Origin of the sequence: Rhodococcus sp. 14C212 (assembly GCF_011058195.1) — a bacterium.
In the GTDB taxonomy this organism is placed as follows: Bacteria; Actinomycetota; Actinomycetes; order Mycobacteriales; family Mycobacteriaceae; genus Rhodococcus; species Rhodococcus aetherivorans.
On record NZ_JAALEH010000049.1, the window covers coordinates 1 to 18,104 of the forward strand.

The 18,104-nt window shown below is 67.0% G+C and carries 14 protein-coding genes; 11 read left to right on the plus strand and 3 right to left on the minus strand.

Annotated elements, in window-relative coordinates; all coding sequences use genetic code 11:
• Positions 1-121 precede the first annotated feature (121 nt).
• From G6038_RS19575 to G6038_RS19585, 3 genes are all read right to left on the minus strand, one after another.
• On the minus strand, positions 122-343 hold the full coding sequence (locus G6038_RS19575; RefSeq protein ID WP_165039452.1) for an MFS transporter: 222 nt from the start codon (positions 341-343) through the stop codon (positions 122-124).
• Positions 344-439: 96 nt separating this feature from the next.
• Complete coding sequence (locus G6038_RS19580) at positions 440-1,186, minus strand: GntR family transcriptional regulator (RefSeq protein ID WP_165039453.1); 747 nt, start codon at positions 1,184-1,186, stop codon at positions 440-442.
• A 9-nt stretch (positions 1,187-1,195) separates the two neighbouring features.
• Complete coding sequence (locus tag G6038_RS19585; protein ID WP_240918595.1) at positions 1,196-2,581, minus strand: MFS transporter; 1,386 nt, start codon at positions 2,579-2,581, stop codon at positions 1,196-1,198.
• A gap of 448 nt (positions 2,582-3,029) precedes the next feature.
• Between G6038_RS19585 and G6038_RS19590 the strand changes: the two genes are divergently transcribed.
• The 11 genes from G6038_RS19590 (at position 3,030) to G6038_RS19640 (ending at position 17,978) form a co-directional block, all read left to right on the plus strand.
• Complete coding sequence (locus G6038_RS19590) at positions 3,030-4,400, plus strand: MmgE/PrpD family protein (RefSeq protein ID WP_165039454.1); 1,371 nt, start codon at positions 3,030-3,032, stop codon at positions 4,398-4,400.
• Positions 4,401-4,518: 118 nt separating this feature from the next.
• Entirely contained in the window at positions 4,519-6,033 is a 1,515-nt protein-coding gene (locus tag G6038_RS19595) for an aldehyde dehydrogenase (RefSeq protein ID WP_165039455.1), read from the plus strand.
• Between the two features lie 20 nt (positions 6,034-6,053).
• Entirely contained in the window at positions 6,054-7,205 is a 1,152-nt protein-coding gene (locus G6038_RS19600; protein ID WP_006942121.1) for a zinc-binding dehydrogenase, read from the plus strand.
• Between the two features lies 1 nt (position 7,206).
• On the plus strand, positions 7,207-8,373 hold the full coding sequence (locus tag G6038_RS19605; RefSeq protein ID WP_165039456.1) for a CoA transferase: 1,167 nt from the start codon (positions 7,207-7,209) through the stop codon (positions 8,371-8,373).
• 343 nt (positions 8,374-8,716) lie between these two features.
• On the plus strand, positions 8,717-9,475 hold the full coding sequence (locus G6038_RS19610; RefSeq protein WP_165039457.1) for a GntR family transcriptional regulator: 759 nt from the start codon (positions 8,717-8,719) through the stop codon (positions 9,473-9,475).
• 615 nt (positions 9,476-10,090) lie between these two features.
• Positions 10,091-10,189 carry a K(+)-transporting ATPase subunit F gene (gene kdpF / locus G6038_RS31470; protein ID WP_100055923.1) on the plus strand — a complete coding sequence of 33 codons (99 nt, stop codon included), beginning with the start codon at positions 10,091-10,093 and terminating at the stop codon, positions 10,187-10,189.
• 7 nt (positions 10,190-10,196) lie between these two features.
• A complete protein-coding gene (kdpA, locus tag G6038_RS19620) occupies positions 10,197-11,897 on the plus strand; it encodes a potassium-transporting ATPase subunit KdpA (protein WP_165039458.1) in 1,701 nt (566 codons plus the stop codon).
• Between the two features lie 160 nt (positions 11,898-12,057).
• Positions 12,058-14,082 carry a potassium-transporting ATPase subunit KdpB gene (kdpB, locus tag G6038_RS19625; RefSeq protein ID WP_165039479.1) on the plus strand — a complete coding sequence of 675 codons (2,025 nt, stop codon included), beginning with the start codon at positions 12,058-12,060 and terminating at the stop codon, positions 14,080-14,082.
• Between the two features lie 5 nt (positions 14,083-14,087).
• Entirely contained in the window at positions 14,088-14,747 is a 660-nt protein-coding gene (locus G6038_RS19630) for a potassium-transporting ATPase subunit C (protein ID WP_165039459.1), read from the plus strand.
• Between the two features lie 7 nt (positions 14,748-14,754).
• A complete protein-coding gene (locus G6038_RS19635; RefSeq protein WP_165039460.1) occupies positions 14,755-17,301 on the plus strand; it encodes a sensor histidine kinase KdpD in 2,547 nt (848 codons plus the stop codon).
• The gene (locus G6038_RS19640) at positions 17,298-17,978 is read left to right on the plus strand and encodes a response regulator (protein ID WP_165039461.1); all 681 of its coding nucleotides are present in this window, start codon (positions 17,298-17,300) and stop codon (positions 17,976-17,978) included. The genes G6038_RS19635 and G6038_RS19640 overlap by 4 nt, the downstream gene beginning before the upstream one ends.
• Positions 17,979-18,104 lie beyond the last annotated feature (126 nt).

Below are 18,104 nucleotides of genomic sequence, written 5' to 3' on the forward strand. Positions count from 1 at the left end.
GCGTATTCCTCCAGCGGGCCGGGCGCCGCCGGGCAGGGCCGATGTCGGGTCATCACACACCCCCAGGAACCGCACGAGCACTACTTCCGGCTTACCTCGGACCCGTCGGAAAGTCAACAAACTACCGATAGGCGACGCCGAACACAGTGGAGGTCGCCGTCACCTGTGCAGGGTTGACATCGAAGGAAGCGGCCATCTGCGGTAACAGCGCCAATACCGAGTACATCTGTCCTACCGCGGTGATAGCCGTGGCGGTGAGAATGATAATCACTCGCCGGGGCGGGACATACCGATCCCGGACGACGTCGATCGAACCGATATCGGTGCTCGTCTCTCGACCCACACCGCCTCCTTCGTGCGTTCCTGGTAGGTCAACCGTGTAATCGATTGCCACCCCGACCACTTCGTGGTGGTCCAGAGCGGACCGCGGATTTCCCGATCAGCGGTGCCGGCGCAGGTCCATCCGGTAGCTGTAGCGGCGGGGATTGAAGCGGGAGGCGGTGAACTCGACCGGCCGCCCACCGGCGTCGTGGTACAGCCGCTCGATGAGCAAGACGGCGTCCCCTACCGAGCATCCGATCATTTCGCTCTCAGTCTCTTCGGCTCGAGTGGCGTGGATGCTCTGAGTCGCCGAGACGATACCCTCGGGCAGTAACCGCTCCGCCGATTGAATGATCGTGCTGTCAGTCTCCCATGCTCCCCGATCGATCACGTTGTCCGCCAATGAGGAAACCATGTAGTGCCGAGTCAGGGCGAAGGGCGCATCGTTGTAGCAGCGTTGGACGAGGGCGCAGCGGACATCTGAGATGTCCGCGCCGAGGTCACGAGCGATCGCAGGCTCGCTCACCCCCCGCCGGAAAGGCTCGAGCAACCGAGTGGTGGTGCCGGGCCAGCTCATGAGCTCGTCGAGCGATCCGATCGCACGCTGATAGCGAACTGAGTTCGTCTCGTACCCAATCAAATACGTGCCGCTGCCCTGAACACGGTGCACCATGCCCACCTCGACCAGGTGTCCGATTGCTTGCCGGACCGTGTGCCTGCTGACGCCGAAAGTGTGCCGAAGTTGATCCTCGGTAGGCAACTTGTCACCCACGGCGTACTCACCGCGTTCGGCTCGTCGCCGAAGTTGTTCGGCGACGAGCCGGTACGCGGGACGCTTCAGATACGAATGCGTCTCCACAATCATGCCTGCCTGTCAGTCCCTCACCGAGGGTGCTTCGTCACTGAACAGCGACACTCCGCGAGTCTCGGGGAGATACCGCAGCAGGATCAAGAACGACAGCGCTGCAACCGCGACCAGATAGAAGGCGGGGGCGACGATGAGCGCGGCCGCCGCCGCGATGGCGGTGGCGATGAACGGGCCGGGCCCGCCGATGAGAGCCTGCGCGACGTTGAAGCCGATCGAGCTTCCCGTCACCCGCAGTCGGGCCGGGAAGAGCTCGACCATGAGAACTCCGAGCATGACATTGGCCAGTGCCTCGAACGCCGCCAGGATTACCAGGCCGATCAGTGCGAGGTACCAGGTGCCGGTCGAGAGCAGCGCGAAGCACGGGACCGCGGTCAGAGCAATACCGACGGCGCCGAGGAGCATCGTGCGTCGGCGGCCGATGCGGTCGCCGATCATGCCTGCGACGGGGCACATGAGTGAGTAGATGAGCAATCCGAGCACCGCGAGTTCGAGGGCGGAGGTCTTGGCCATGTGGACCTCGACACTGAGGAAGGTGACCACGAAGGTTGCGAGGTAGTAGAAACCGAGGCCGGTCACCGCGGTGCAGACGAACACCAACAGGATTCCGGATCGACTGTGCTTGCCGGCGTTGCGCAGCGGGGCGTGCTCGACCTCGTGAGCGCGCTGGAGCTCCTGGAACACGGGAGTGTCCTCGAGCCGGAGCCGGACGTAGAGACCCAGGACGGCCAGTGGGCCGGCGACGAGGAAGGGGACACGCCACCCCCAGCTCGTCATCTGGTCGTCGGACAGCAGGGCCGTCAACAGCAAGGTCACCGCACCCCCGGCCATGACCCCGATGCCGGCGCCGGCGGAGACCACACTGCTCCACAGCCCGCGCCGGCGGGCCGGTGCATATTCCACGAGGAAGGCAGCTGCGCCCGCGTATTCGCCACCCGCAGAGAAACCTTGGGCACACCGAAGGAGCACCAGAAGAGCGGGAGCAGCGACGCCGATTGTGGCGTACGTCGGCAGGACGCCGATGCCGATCGTGCAGATGCCCATGACGACGATCGCGAACGAGAGTGCCGCGCGGCGACCGGCGCGATCGCCGAAAGCCCCGATCAGCAGCCCGCCGAGCGGACGAAAGAGGAACGCGACGCCGAAAACGGCGAGGGAGGCCAACAGCGACGTCGTGGCGTTGCCGGACGGAAAGAACAGCTGTCCGATGGTCGCGGCCAGAAATCCGTACACCGCGAAGTCGAACCACTCGAGGAAGTGGCCGATGCCCGCGGCGACGGCGACGCGTCGAGACACCCGGGGTGCCAGCGTCCCCGATGAGGTCAGCGCATCAGTCGTCGGCGCCTCTCCCGGAGTGGTGGGGGGTGACGGCAATACGGGGGGTGGGTTCGTCATCGAGGTCTCCTCGGGAAGCGTCGTGGACTTCTTTCGCCACGACGTGAATTTGGTCCTGCGCGAATCTGATGGTGTTTCCGGCGCGCCCATGATCCTCCGCCCTGGCGGCCCACAGTGAGATGAGCCACAGTTGTACGGATGATTGGAAGGTAGTCATGGTCGACGCTTGCGTCAAGCCTTTGGAGTGGGCGGGTTCGCCGCTACGTGGAACTTGGACAACGGAAACGTCTTGAACAGGTAATCACCGTCAAATCGCGGGACCGTCGTGGTCGGATCCAGGAGGTGGACGGGTTCGATTCGCGTCGTGATTGACAGACGCATCGTTGCGCAATAGTGTCTCAAGTCATACGGACAAATTGTGAAACGGTGGTGGTCGGATCCGCTGCCGCGGGCAGCTCCGGCAGGAACTGCAACTGACGTGTCCACGAATCACGGAAGGGATGTGCGCATGGCTGGCAGCACGATCGCCGAACGACTCGGCGTCTTCGCCGCAGATCTGGAGGTCGATGCGCTTCCGCTACCAGTCGTCGAGCGGGCGAAAGGGTGCCTCATCCACGCTCTGGCGGTGGGGATGGCCGGCTCGGCCGCTGGCTTCGGGCGACGGGCCGAGCAGGTTACCCCCGGAGTGAGCTCGCCACCGAATCGCCGGGGATACGCCCGCTCGTTGGTGACCGGCCAGTGGCATCCGGCCTCGACGGCGGCCTTCATCAACGGAGTGCATCTACATGCCCGGGCGCAGGAGGACACACATGGCACGTTCCATCCAGGCGTAAGCGTCGTACCCGCCGCTCTGGCGGCAGCAGAGGCCAGCGCTGTCGACGGTCGGACTCTGCTTGCAGCGGTCGTCGCGGGTTACGAGGTGGGCATCGCGCTGTCGAAGCCACTCACGGACCTGACCACCCCGCCCTTTCGCGCCACGGCGGTGTTCGGACCGGTAGCTGCCGCTGCCGCCGTCGCACGAATCCGCGGCCTGAGCGGCGAACGCACGACCTCCGCGCTGGCGATCGCCGCATCGATCTCGGGTGGCACGTCCGAATCGTTCGGTGCCGGAACTGACGAATGGCATTTCCAGTCGGGAATCGCGGCGACGAGTGGACTGATGGCAGCGCAACTTGCCGAAGCCGGAGTTGCGGGGTCGCGGGCCGCTTTCGAAGCCGAAGCGGGATTCCTCGACTGCTTCTCGCGATCGCGTGAGGCAGCGGAAATGATCGCCCGCGACCTCGGGCGATCCTGGAACATGCTCGAAGTAACCTTCAAGCCCTACCCGGTGTGTGCGTTCAATCAGGCGCCGGCCATGCTCGCGGTGCGGCTGCGCGAGTCCGGTCTCCACGCCGACGAGGTCGCATCGATCCGGCTGCAGATGAACGAACGCGAGGCAACCTATCCGGGCATGCCCTCGCGCGGGCCCTTCACCAGTACCTCACAGACACTGATGAGCGCCAGATTCGCCTTCGCAACCGGGCTCGTCCACGGCGACATCACCTACGGCCTGTTGCAACACTTCACCGATCCCCAGGTGCTCGACCTCATCGGCAAGATCGACCTCGTCGCCGAGTCGGCACGCCCGGCGAAAACCGCACACGCCACTGTGGGCCTGGTCGACGGGACCGCGGTCCAAGACGCCATCGAGGACTCCGATGCGATGCTGTCGTGGGACACCGACGGCGTCGTACGCAATGCCGAACGCCTCGCAGACGAAATTCCGCTGTCCACAAAGGACCTGGAAACCTTGATCGACAGCGTGGCCACGTTGCCCGACACGCCGTCCGTCGACCCGTTGATCCGTGCGACTTTGGCGGGTATCTCCGTCAGAACGTGAGGACAGCTCTTTTCCAGTCGTCCCCCTCGACATGCGGGGTACATCGAAACCCGAAACCGACGCTCCCAATTCAACAGTGCCGGGCACTCGATCCGGCCGAGAAACGAGAAAGAGCACTATGACCGAGAACGTCGCCATCGCCGAACGGCGAAACAGCGAACTCCAACACCGAAAGATGTACATCGACGGCGAATGGGTCGACGCAATCTCCGGTGAGATTTTCGAGACCGTCAACCCCTACAACGGGCGGGCCTGGGCCACTGCACCACTCGCCGGACCGGAAGATGTCAAGAACGCTGTCGAGGCCGCGCGACGCGCGCTGTCCGGGCCGTGGGGATCGATGTCCGCGGCGCAGCGAGGCGCCCTGATCCGTAGACTGGCGGCGCTGATCGAGCCCCATGCAGACGAGCTCGCGCGTATCGAAACCACCGACAACGGCAAGGTCATCCGCGAGACGCGCGGCCAGATGGCCGGATTGCCGGCGACCTACGAGTTCTTCGCCGGCGCTGCCGACAAGATCTTCGGTGACACCATCTCCGCGCCCCAGACGAACTTCTTCACCTACACTCGCCGCGAGCCAGTCGGCGTGGTCGCCGCGATCCTTCCCTGGAACAGCCCGCTGTTCCTGCTGGCGAGCAAGCTCGCGCCCGCCTTGGCCGCCGGCTGCACATTTGTCGCCAAGCCCGCAGAGCAGACGCCGACGTCGACCCTCGAATTCGCCAAGCTCGTCGATGAAGCCGGTTTCCCGCCCGGAGTGTTCAACGTCGTCACCGGCGCCGGGAACACAGGAGCCGCACTGACCGCCGAACCCGGCGTGGACAAAATCACCTTCACCGGCTCCACTGCCACCGGAATCGCGGTCATGAAGAGCGCCGCCGACCACATCGCAGAGGTCACCCTCGAACTCGGCGGCAAGTCCCCCAACATCATCTTCCCCGACGCCGACATCGATGCGGCCGTCAACGGGGTGATGGCAGGAATCTTCGCCGCCACCGGTCAGACCTGCATCGCCGGAAGCCGTTTGCTGGTCCACGAATCGATCCGCGATGCCGTCGTCGAGCGACTCGCACGACGCGCACCCCAGATCAAGATGGGGGATCCGCTCGACATCGAAACCGAGATGGGCCCCATCGCCTTCGCCGAGCAACTCGAGAAGGTCCGCTACTACGTCGACCTCGGAGTCGACGAAGGAGCCACCGTGGTGTGCGGCGGAGAGTGTCCTCAGGACACCGAACTGGCCGACGGGTACTTCTTCCAGCCCACCATCCTCAGCGGCGTCGACAATTCGATGCGCGTGGCACGGGAAGAAATCTTCGGACCCGTGCTGTCGGTCATCACCTTCACCTCGGAAGAAGAGGCGGTCCAACTCGGCAACGACACGACCTACGGACTCGCCGCGGCGGTGTGGACGAAGGACATCCAACGCGCGCACCGCGTGGCGCACCGACTCAATGCCGGCACGATTTGGATCAACTCCTACCGTGTGCTCGCCAACAACGTCCCGTACGGCGGCTTCGGGCAGAGCGGAATCGGCCGCGAAAACGGCATCGAAGGCCTCGACGCGTACCTGCAGACCAAATCCATCTGGGTCGAACTCACCGGTGAAAGCCGTGACCCGTTCAAGCTCGGCTGAACCTCCAGGAGCAGAAACTGATGACCACCACATTCGACATCCCCAAGACCAGCCAGGCGGCGGTGCTCACCAAGCACAGTGAGCCGCTCGAGATCCGCGAAATTCCGGTACCCCAGACCCTGGAACCGGGCGCACTCCTGGTCCGTATCGAAGCAGCGACGGTGTGCGGCTCGGACCTGCACCTATGGGATGGCTCCCTCGGCGGCAGCCAGGCGCTGGACCTACCTGTCATTCCCGGACACGAAATGGTTGGGCGGGTGATCGCATTCGGTGACGGCGCCGAGCGAGACACCTTCGGTACACCGCTCGAAATCGGCGATCGCATCTGCTTCACCCACGCTTCATGCAACCAATGTGACCACTGCCGGTTCGACAACCAGCCCACCCTGTGCACCAACCGGCAGTACTACATGTTCACCAACTGCGAGCGTCCCCCGTACCTGGTCGGCGGCTTCGCCGAGTACGCCTACGTCTTCCCCAATTCGGGACGAGTGCGCGTGCCGGACGAGGTGGAAACCTCTTGGGCATCGGCGGCCAGCTGCGCACTGCGCACAGTTGTGCACTCTTTCGAACGCATCGGCAAGATGAATCCCTGGGAAACCGTCGTTATCCAGGGAGCGGGCCCGCTCGGCCTGTTCGCTACCGCCCTCGCCGATCATCTCGGCGCCGGACGAATCATCACCGTCGGCGCTCCCGATACCCGCCTTGCCATCGCCAAGCAGTACGGGGCAACCGACCTCGTCTCTGTCGCCGAACATCCCGAACCCGAAGACCGGGTCGCCGCGGTCCGCGAACTGCTCGGCGGCCACGGCGCCGAAGTTGTCTTCGAGTTCTCCGGCGCACGCACCGCGTTCCCAGAAGGTCTGGGAATGATCAAGGAAGGCGGCCGCTACATGGTCACCGGCCAGATCGACGGTCCAGGCAAGGAAGTCCCGGTCCGGCCCGGCTTCATCACCCGACAGCAGCTGACCATCATGGGAACCTGGTCCGGGCACATCGCCGAATATCGCAAGGCTCTCGACTTCATGAAGAACACACATGGTAAGTACGACTTCGGCGCACTGGTCCCGAACCGGTACCGGCTCGACCAGGCGACCGAGGCACTGACGCGGATGCGGGCACAGGAGGACATCAAGCCGATGCTCGTCCCGCACGCAACCGAAGGAATCTGACGTGAGGCCCCTCGACGGCATTCGGGTGCTCGAGATGGGCCAGTACATCGCCGCCCCCTACTGTGCGATGATGCTGGCCGACCTAGGCGCGGAGGTCATCAAGATCGAGAAGCCCGACGGCGGCGATCCGCGCAGAATCTACGATCCGCTCGAGCAGACCGAGACCGGATCTATGAGCGGCGGGTTCCTGAGCTACAACCGCAACAAGAAGTCCGTCACGCTGGACTTGAGCACAGAAGGCGACCGAGCCCGATACCGGACCCTTGCGGCGACCGCGGACGTAGTCGTGGAAAACCTCCGTCCCGGTGCCGTCGACCGTATGGGAGTCGGATACGAAGCGCTCAAGGAGGCCAATCCACGCCTGATCTACTGCGCCATCAGCGGCTACGGACGGTTGCGGACGCATCGAGGCGAATTTGCCGAACGGCCGGCCTTCGACACCGCCATCCAGGCAGTCGGCGGATTGATGGCGGTGACCGGAGAACCCGGGGGCCCGCCGCTGCCGACGGTGACCGGTTTCGCGGACGTCTTCACCGCGGTCCACGCCACCGTCAGCGTGCTCGCCGCTCTACAGGGACGTCAGAATACCGGTGTGGGCGCGTTCGTCGATCAGAGCATGTACGACTCCGTGGTGTCCCTGCTCGAACGCGAACTGATGCTGTGGGATTTCACGGGCGAGCATCGAGTGCGCGGGGTGGATCGCTACTCTCCACTCGGTGCCCTCGAGGCCGAGGACGGGTATGTTGCACTGATTCTGCCCACCCACGAAATGTGGCGGCGGCTGTGTGTGGCAATCGAGCGGACCGACCTGCTCGACCATCCACTGTTGGACACCGTCGTTCACCGGGCCGAGAACTTTGCATCGGTGATCCGCCCCGAAGTCGAACGGTGGACACGGTCGCGCACCCGCCGCGAGATCGTCGAACGCTTCGCCGCCCATGGGCTTCCCGCCGGGGAAACCCAGACCGTGGACGAGCTTTACCAGTGCCCTCACCTTGACGCGCGTCGCATGTTCCTCGATATCGACGATCCGTATGCCGGTCGCCGAAGGATGATCCGGACACCGTTCCTGACCGACACCTACGAGGAGCCGCGCACCGACTCGGCGCCCCAGCTCGGCGCCCACAACGACGAACTGCTTGCTGAGGTGGAACCGACCACGGCCTGAGGCGCCTGCCGACATGGATGGCGGGGACACCAGCACCACCGCGACAGGGCCCACATCCGTATCGGGTCCGTCGTGCTGCGGTGACAGATGTCCATCGGTCGCCCAACTCCGGCGCCGGAAGGACCGAGTGTGGAGGTGTGATCGCAGACGGTCACACCTCCACACTCGATTCATCAGTATCAATTTGCGAGGTAGCAGAAGTAGTATGCGATCTGACGCCACGAATATGCTGTTGTTGCAGTAAATTCCCGTTGCCGAGTCTCCCACCTTGAAGATTCATCCGTACGAGCGCTAGTGTGGTGGATGACACCCTGCCGATCGCATCAGGGAGAAGGAGGAGCCCGTGGCGACGAAGAAGGCCGCTCCCGCGGAGCGTGGTGTCCCAGCGTACCGAGAGTTGGCCGAGAAGTTGCGGGCCGACATCGAGGCAGGTGTCTACTCGGTGGGACGGAAAATGCCCACCGAAAGCGTGTTGCAGTCGGTCCACAACGTCAGCCGCCACACGGTGCGTGAGGCGCTCCAGATACTGCTCTCGGACGGGCTGATCTACCGCGTCCAAGGCAGCGGAACCTATGTGAGCGGGCGTCAACAGGACACCCGGGGCCGCTATGTCCGCTCGATCGGCTCCCTCGACGAAATTATCGTCTGGCCCGATACGAACACCGAGGTGATCGAACCATTCACCGTCGTCGTCGAGCCCTCCATCGCGGCCCGATTGGAATTGCCGTACATCGAGGTCAGCAAGGCCACCGTTCGACGTTCCTATGAGGGATTCCCCTTCGTCCTGACACGTCACTACGTCGAACCCGAGCTCGGTGCGAAACTGGCCGCGGACGGGGTCCCGTCGGTCGGCGAAGGAACCGTGATCGGGGCGGCCGAAAAACTCCTCACCAAGCCGATCATGGGCGCGCGCCAGGAGATCACCGCCATGAACGCCCCGGAGCACGAGGCTGAGCTGATCGGATGTCAAGCTGGAGACGCCATACTGCTGATCGAGCGTCTTTATTACGACGCGGACGGCAAGTTCGTCGAGTTCACATCCTCTCATTTCAATCCACGTCGGTACTCGTACCGCATGGAACTGAGGCGGCGAGGAGCCTGAATAGGTCGTATTCCTTCTCGGCCTCGAAGTACAAGGTAGTCACGTCGTAGAGCAGTAGGTTCAGATCACCGCTGCGACAATATGTTCGGAGCAGCACTCCGCGATTCGGTCGCGGTAGCCGCGGTCGGTGCAGCGGTGCGGTGTCCGCACGAACGTGTTGATCTGCTGGGTGGGCGCCCGGGCGCACCTGCACACCGACCGGCGCCGGCTGCTCGGGCACCTGCGCACCCGCCACTCGTACGACCGTGAGCAGCTCCTCCCCGCTCGACGAGGTGACCGACGTGCGTGCGCGCCTGGTCGACGTGGCGCTGCGGTGATGCCGGCGGCCCCGAGCCGTTCCGGCGGGGCCCGCGGGCGCTGCGTCGCCGGGACGCCGGACCCGGGGTGTAAAGAATTCGTCAGGACTTCGGCCGCGGGCGTCAAGATTCCGTATGGATCGCGGTCCACGGACGGGCGCGGTGCGACAGTGTGGTGCGGGGCGCCGATCGGCGCCTGATTCGCTTCTACGACAAGGGAAGACGACATGGCCGACACCGCGTACGTGGTGCTGATCCTGGCAGGGTTCCTGTTCTGCGCTCTGGTCCTGCGCGCCCTGCATGTGCGAGGTGAGAGCCGGTGACCTGGGCAGGGGTGGCGAGCGTCGCGCTCGTCGTGCTCGCGACGGCACTGGTGGTGTACCTGCTGATCGCGCTGCTCGATCCGGAGAGGTTCTGACGATCCGATGACTCCAGCTGTTACCGCGGGACTGCAGATCGGCCTGGTCGTTGCAGTCCTGGCGTCGGCATACGTTCCACTCGGCGACTACATGGCGCGGGTGTACACGACCGACACCGACCTGCGGTGGAAGGACCTGCGGATCGAGTCCCTGATGTACCGGCTGTGCCGGATCGACCCGCGCGCAGAACAGACCTGGTACGGATACGCCGCGAGTGTGCTCGGTTTCTCGCTTGCGGGCGTGCTCGTGCTGTACACGGTGCAGCGACTGCAGGGTGTCCTGCCGCTCGGCCGGAACCTGGGTGGAGTGAGTCCGGCGGTGGCATTCAACACGGCGGTCTCGTTCGTCACCAACACCAACTGGCAGTCCTACGTGCCCGAGACGACGATGAGCCCACTCACCCAGTCCGCCGGCCTCGCGGTGCAGAACTTCGTCTCGGCGGCGGTCGGCATGGCGGTCGCGATCGCCCTGATCCGCGGCCTGGCGCGCGTCGGGCGCGGCGGCGAGATCGGCAACTTCTGGGTGGACCTGACCCGCGGGACACTGCGGATCCTGCTACCGCTGGCGTTCGCGATCGCGTTGATTCTGTTGTCCCAGGGCGTGATCCAGTCGTACCGCAGCGGCTTCTCCGCCACCGGACTGGACGGCAACGTGGTCACCAACGCCCTCGCCCCCGTCGCCTCGCAGGAGGCGATCAAGGAACTGGGCACCAACGGCGGCGGCATTCTCGCGGCGAACTCGGCCCATCCGTTCGAGAATCCCACCCCCGTCACCAACATCGTCGAAATCCTCGCGATCCTGCTGATCCCGGTGGCGTTGACCCGCACGTTCGGCACGATGATCGGCAACCGACGGCAGGGCCTGACCGTCCTCGGCGTGATGGCGTTGCTCTACGGCACCGTCCTGGCGGTGGCGCTGGCCGCCGAATCCGGTACGCGGGGCGTGGCGGCGAACGCCGCCGGCGCGATGATGGAGGGCAAGGAAGTCCGGTTCGGGATCCCCGGTTCGGTGCTGTTCGCGGTGTCGACCACCGGCACGAGCACCGGTGCGGTGAACTCGGCGCACGACAGCATGTCCCCGCTCGGCGGTGGAGCCGTCCTGCTGAACATCCTGCTCGGCGAGATCGCGCCCGGCGGCGTCGGCACCGGCCTGTACGGCATGCTGGTGCTCGCGGTGATCGCCGTGTTCGTCGGGGGCCTGCTCGTGGGGCGCACGCCCGAGTTCCTCGGCAAGAAGTTGCGCAGGCGCGAGATCACCCTTGCCGCGCTGACGGTGCTGGTGATGCCGGCGCTGGTGCTGACCGGCACCGCGATCACCGTGATCCTGTCCACCACCACCGGGTACCTCGGCAACTCCGGGGGTCCGGGCACTCCGGGCGCGATCCACGGGTTCACCGAGGTGCTCTACGCCTATGCCTCGGCGTCGAACAACAACGGCAGCGCGTTCGGCGGACTGACCGTGACCAGCGACTGGTTCCAGTCCTCGCTGGGCATGTGCATGCTGCTCGGGCGGTTCCTGCCGATCGTGTTCGTCCTGGCCCTGGCCGGATCGCTGGCCGCCCAGCGTCGCACCCCTGCCGGTGCGGGCACGCTGCCCACCACCGGTGCGGCCTTCGGCGGGCTGCTCACCGGAACCGCCGTCCTCGTTGCGGCTCTCACCTTCTTCCCGGCCCTCGCTCTGGGCCCCGTCGCGGAGGCACTGCAGTGACCCTCGTCTCCCCCTCGGCGCCTCGCGCGCACCTGCGGCGCCGCGACCACGGCTCGTCCTCCCGCCCCGCGGCGGAGATCACGGAGATACTTCGGTGACCATCGACCTTCATTCCCACCGGGAGACCGTCGCCTCTCACCCGCACCGTGTCGGCGGGGGCGTGGTCCGCCCCCGTCAGCTGGCAGACGCCCTGCCGGGAGCGATCCGCAAGCTCGATCCCCGGCATGTGGCGCGGAATCCGGTGATGTTCGTCGTGCTGGTCGGATCGGCGGTCGCCACCGTCGCGGCGATCGTCGAACCCACCCTGTTCGCCTGGTCGATCGCGGCGTGGCTGTGGTTCACCGTGCTGTTCGCCAACCTCGCCGAGTCGGTCGCCGAGGGGCGCGGCAAGGCGCAGGCGGCGAGCCTGCGAAAGGTCAAGCAGGATACGACAGCCCGTCGCCGCACCGGTCCGGACACCGAGGAATCCGTATCGGCCACCGAGCTGCGCGTGGGCGATCTCGTCGTGGTGGAGACCGGCCGGACGATCCCCGGTGACGGTGACGTGATCGAGGGCATCGCCACGGTCGACGAGTCGGCGATCACCGGAGAATCGGCGCCGGTGATCCGCGAGTCGGGTGGCGACCGATGCGCCGTCACCGGCGGCACCACGGTGCTCTCCGACCGCATCGTCGTGCGGATCACGGCACCACCCGGGCAGACCTTCGTGGACCGGATGATCGCTCTCGTCGAGGGGGCCGCCCGGCAGAAGACCCCCAACGAGATCGCCCTGAACATCCTTCTCGCGGCGTTGACGATCGTGTTCCTGCTCGCGGTCGTCGCGATCGGTCCGATGAGTGCGTACGCCGGCGCCGAGCAGGGACCGGTCGAGCTGATCGCGCTGCTGGTGTGCCTGATTCCCACCACGATCGGCGCCCTGCTCTCCGCGATCGGCATCGCCGGGATGGACCGGCTGGTGCAGCGCAACGTGCTGGCCATGTCCGGTCGTGCCGTCGAGGCGGCCGGGGACATCGACACCCTGCTGTTGGACAAGACCGGCACCATCACCTACGGCAACCGACGCGCCACCGCACTGCACCCCGCTCCCGGTGTCACGGATCTCGAAATGGCTTCTGCGGCAAGATTGTCGAGCCTGGCCGACGGAACCCCGGAGGGGCGCAGCATCGTCGAGCTGTGCGCCGAGTGGTTCCACCTCGATCCGGGCCCGTCGGACGCCGAGCGCTCCGCCGAGTTCGTCGCATTCACCGCGCACACCCGGATGAGCGGCCTCGACACCGCCGGAGACGCGGGCATCCCGGTCCGCATCCGGAAGGGCGCCGCCGACGCGGTGACCCGCTGGGTGGCCGAGCAGGGCGGACGGATGCCCGAGGCGGTGAGCACCGTCGTCGACGACATCGCCCGCGGCGGCGGAACACCGCTCGTGGTGGCCCGATCCGACGATCGCGGCGCATCGGTGGTCGGCGTCGTCGAGCTGTCCGATGTCGTCAAACCCGGCATGGCACAGCGGTTCGCCCAGCTGCGGGCGATGGGCATCCGCACGGTGATGATCACCGGGGACAACCCCCTCACTGCGAAGGCGATCGCGGCCGAGGCGGGGGTCGACGACTTCCTGGCCGAGGCGACCCCCGAGGACAAGCTGGCGCTGATCCGTTCGGAACAGCAGGGCGGACGGCTGGTCGCGATGACCGGTGACGGTACCAACGACGCGCCTGCCCTCGCCCAGGCCGACGTGGGGGTGGCGATGAACACCGGCACCTCCGCGGCCAAGGAGGCGGGGAACATGGTCGACCTCGACTCCGATCCGACGAAGCTGATCGAGGTGGTCGAGATCGGCAAGCAGCTGCTCATCACGCGCGGGGCGCTGACCACCTTCTCGCTGGCGAACGATCTCGCGAAGTACTTCGCGATCCTGCCCGCGTTGTTCAGCGGGATCTACCCACAACTGGCGGGGCTGAACATCATGGGACTGGCCACCCCACAGAGCGCGATCCTGTCGGCGGTGATCTTCAATGCCCTGGTGATCGTGGCGCTGATACCGCTGGCCCTGAAGGGTGTGCGGTACCGGCCGGCGAACGCGTCGTCGCTGCTGGGGCGGAATCTGCTCGTCTACGGCCTCGGCGGGGTGATCACCCCGTTCGTCGGGATCTGGCTGATCGACCTCGTGGTGCGTCTGGGAATCGGGTGACACTGATGGGATTCGGTAACTTCTTCGCAGGGTTGATGCGGCAGGCGCGGGCCGGCCTGCTGATGCTGGTCGCGCTGACCGTGATCGTCGGAGTGGCCTATCCGGCGGCGGTGTGGGCGGTGGGACGGCTCGGTTCGGCGAGCGCCGAGGGCTCGCCGCTGACCGACACGAACGGTTGCGTCGTCGGCAGCCGGCTGATCGGCGTCGATCCGCAGGTCGCGCCCGACGAGCCCGATCCGTTCTTCCACACTCGGGTCGTCGGTTCGGTCGCCGACGCAGACGCCTTCGCGCCGGGCGACCCGGCCGCCGCACTGCCGTCCAACCAGGGGCCCGGCAGCGAGGTGCTGGCCGCCTTCGTCGACGAACGGCGTGCCGTGATCGCCGCGCGCGAGCAGGTGCCGCCGCAGGAGGTTCCGGTCGATGCGGTCGCCGGGTCCGGCTCCGGCGTCGACCCCCACATCTCCCCTGCCTACGCCGCGGTGCAGGTGCCGCGGGTGGCGCGGGTCACCGGCATCCCCGAGCGACGGGTCCGGGAGCTGGTCGCCGCGCACACCGAGGGCCGGCAACTCGGGTTCCTCGGCGCCGAGCGAGTGAACGTGCCCGAGCTGAACGTGGCGCTGGGACTGACTGCACCCGACTGCGACGAGGTCCCCTCGGGTGGATGATGGCGTCGTGACCGGTACTGCGCGCACCGCCGCCCCCGAGGCGTCGCGCCGGGGGCGGCTGCGTATCTACCTCGGTGCCGCCCCCGGCGCGGGCAAGACGTTCGCCATGCTGGGTGAGGCCCATCGGCGGATCGCCCGGGGCGGTGACGTGGTGGTGGCGATCGTGAACACGCACGGTCGTGCCCGCACCGCCGAGCAGCTGGCCGGCCTGGAGACCGTCCCGCCCCGGCGGACGACCTACCGAGGCGCCGTGCTCGACGAACTGGACCTCGACGCCGTGCTTGCCCGCCGGCCCGCCGTCGCCCTGGTCGACGAGCTCGCCCACACCAACGTTCCGGGTAGCCGCCACGCGAAACGGTGGCAGGACGTCGAGGAACTGCTCGACGCGGGAATCGACGTGCTGTCGACGGTGAACATTCAGCATCTCGAGTCCCTCAACGACGTGGTCGAGCAGATCACCGGCGTGGTACAGCGCGAGACCGTCCCCGACGACGTGGTGCGCCGCGCCGACCAGGTGGAACTCGTCGACATCACCCCGCAGGCCCTGCAGCGGCGCCTCGCGCACGGGAACGTGTATGCGCCCGAGAAGGTCGATGCCGCGCTGCGCAACTACTTCCGGGAGGGCAACCTGACCGCCCTGCGCGAGATCGCCCTGCTCTGGCTCGCCGACCAGGTCGACCTCGCGCTCGCCAAGTACCGCGGCGAACACGCCATCACCGACACCTGGGAGGCCCGTGAACGGGTCGTCGTCGCCGTCACCGGTGGACCCGAATCCGAGACCCTGGTCCGGCGCGCGAGCCGGATCGCCGCCAGGGCCGGCGCGGAGCTGATGGTGGTCCATGTCGTCCGTGGTGACGGTCTCACCGGGGTATCGGCGCCGCAGATGGGGAAGGTCCGGGCTCTGGCAGCCAGCCTGGGGGCGAGCCTGCACAGCGTCGTCGGCGACGACGTACCGACCACGCTGCTCGACTTCGCGCGGGAGGTGAACGCCACCCAGCTGGTGATCGGCACGTCCCGGCGCCCGCGGTGGGCACGCATCCTCGACGAGGGCATCGGGGCAGCGGTCGTCCGCGACTCCGGCAAGATCGACGTGCACATGGTGACCCACGAGCACACAGCACGCGCACCGCGGGTGGCCTTCCTCGGCCGCCACGACCGCCGGCTGCAATCCTGGATCGCCGCGTTCGTCATCCCCCTCGCCGCAACCGGCCTCATGGCCGTGATCGACCGGCTCACCGGGGTTGCCGGCCAGAACGCGTTGTTCTTCGTCGTCGTGCTCGCCGTCGCCCTGTTCGGCGGAATCGGTCCGGCCATCGTCGCAGCCCTGCTGTCCGGCCTGCTGCTCAACTTCTTCTTCACCGAACCGCTCTACAGCTTCACCATCGCCGAACCGGACAACTTCGTCACCACCGTGGTGCTGCTCGTCATTGCCGTAGCAGTCGCCGCACTGGTCGATGCCGCCGCGGCCCGTGCCCGCGAGGCCCGGCTCGCTGCCCAGGAGGCCGAACTGCTCGCCCTGTTCGCCGGCGCGGTTCTGCGGGGTGCGGACCTGCCCCGGCTGCTCGAGAAGGTGCGGGAAACCTACGCCCAGCACGGTGTCAGCCTCGTCCGCACCGACCGGGAGCCGGCGCAGGTGCTGGGGACGGCCGGCGCGGCGCCACCGCCGTCGATCCAGGCCGCCGACACCGTCTGCGAAGTCGACGACAGCGTCTACGCCCTCCTGCTCGGTGGGCCGCGGCTCCGCGCCCGCGACCGCCGGATCCTCACCGCGGTGGCCGGACAGGCCGCCGGGCTGGTCCGGCAGCAGGAACTCGCCGCTGAGGCCGCCCAGGCGTCGGCCCTGGCCGAAACCGACCGGCTGCGGCGGCTCTTGCTGTCGGCGGTGAGCCACGACCTGCGCACCCCGCTGGCTGCCGTCAAGGCCGCGGTGTCGAGCCTGCGCAGCACCGATGTCGAGTTCTCCCCCGAGGACACCGCGGAGCTGCTCGCGACCATCGAGGAATCCACCGACCAGCTCACCGGCCTGGTGTCGAACCTGCTCGACTCCTCCCGGCTCGCGGCCGGAGTGATCACGCCCGTCCTGCAGCCGGTGTACCTCGACGAGGTGGTGCACCGCGCCATGGTCACGCTTTCGAGCGGCGGTTCGGACACCGCCCGCAACGTTCGCGAACGCATCGAGGTCGACGTCGACGACACCGTGGTCGGTGCGGACAGCGGACTGCTCGAACGGGTCCTGGCCAATCTTCTCGACAATGCCCTGCGCTATGCACCCACCGGTCCGATCCGCGTCGGCGCCGACACCTCCGGTGACCGCACCACCGTCACCATCGCGGACTGCGGCCCCGGACTCACGCACGGCGACACCGGCAACGTCTTCGCCGCCTTTCCCCGCGCCGGGGACCACCGCAGCAGCCGCGGGGCGGGCCTCGGGTTGACCGTCGCCCGCGGATTCGCCGAGGCGATGGGCGGGACCGTCACCGCCACCGAGACACCCGGTGGCGGGACGACCATGGTGGTCGAGCTCGCCGCCGCGCCGGAAAGGGTGCCGCGGTGACTCGCATCCTCGTCGTCGACGACGAACCACAGATCCTGCGTGCGTTGCGCATCAACCTCGCCGCACGCGGGTACGAGGTGATCACCGCCGGCGACGGACGCGCCGCCCTCCGTGCCGCCGCCCAGCAACATCCCGATGTGATCGTCCTCGACCTGGGCCTGCCCGACCTCGACGGGATCGAAGTGCTCGCCGGGCTGCGCGGCTGGTGCACGGCCCCCGTCATCGTCCTCTCGGCCCGCACCGACGCCCTCGACAAGGTGGCCGCTCTCGATACCGGAGCCGACGACTACGTCACGAAGCCGTTCGGGATGGAAGAGTTCCTCGCCCGCATCCGCGCCGCGGTCCGGCGAGCCGGCACCACCTCGGACACGACCGAACCGACGATCGACACCGACGACTTCACCGTCGACCTCGCCGCGAAGAAGGTCACCCGCGACGGCGCACCGGTTCACCTGACCCCCACCGAGTGGGGGATGCTCGAGGTGCTGGTGCGTAATCGCGGCAAGCTCGTCGGCCAACGGGAGCTACTGGAAGAGGTGTGGGGGCCGTCCTACACGACCCAGACCCATTACCTGCGGGTGTATCTCACGCAGCTGCGACGCAAACTCGAACCCGATCCTGCCCGCCCTCGCCACCTGCTCACCGAACCGGGAATGGGATACCGCTTCGAAGCGTGAAGGAACTCGGCGCGACGGATTCGTAACCAATTCCCGGTTCCGAGCAGCACGGCACCTCCGCGGCGCTACCGTCGACGCATGTCAGCGGACGTTGCTGCGGCACCTGCGGCGCACCCCCACCTGCCT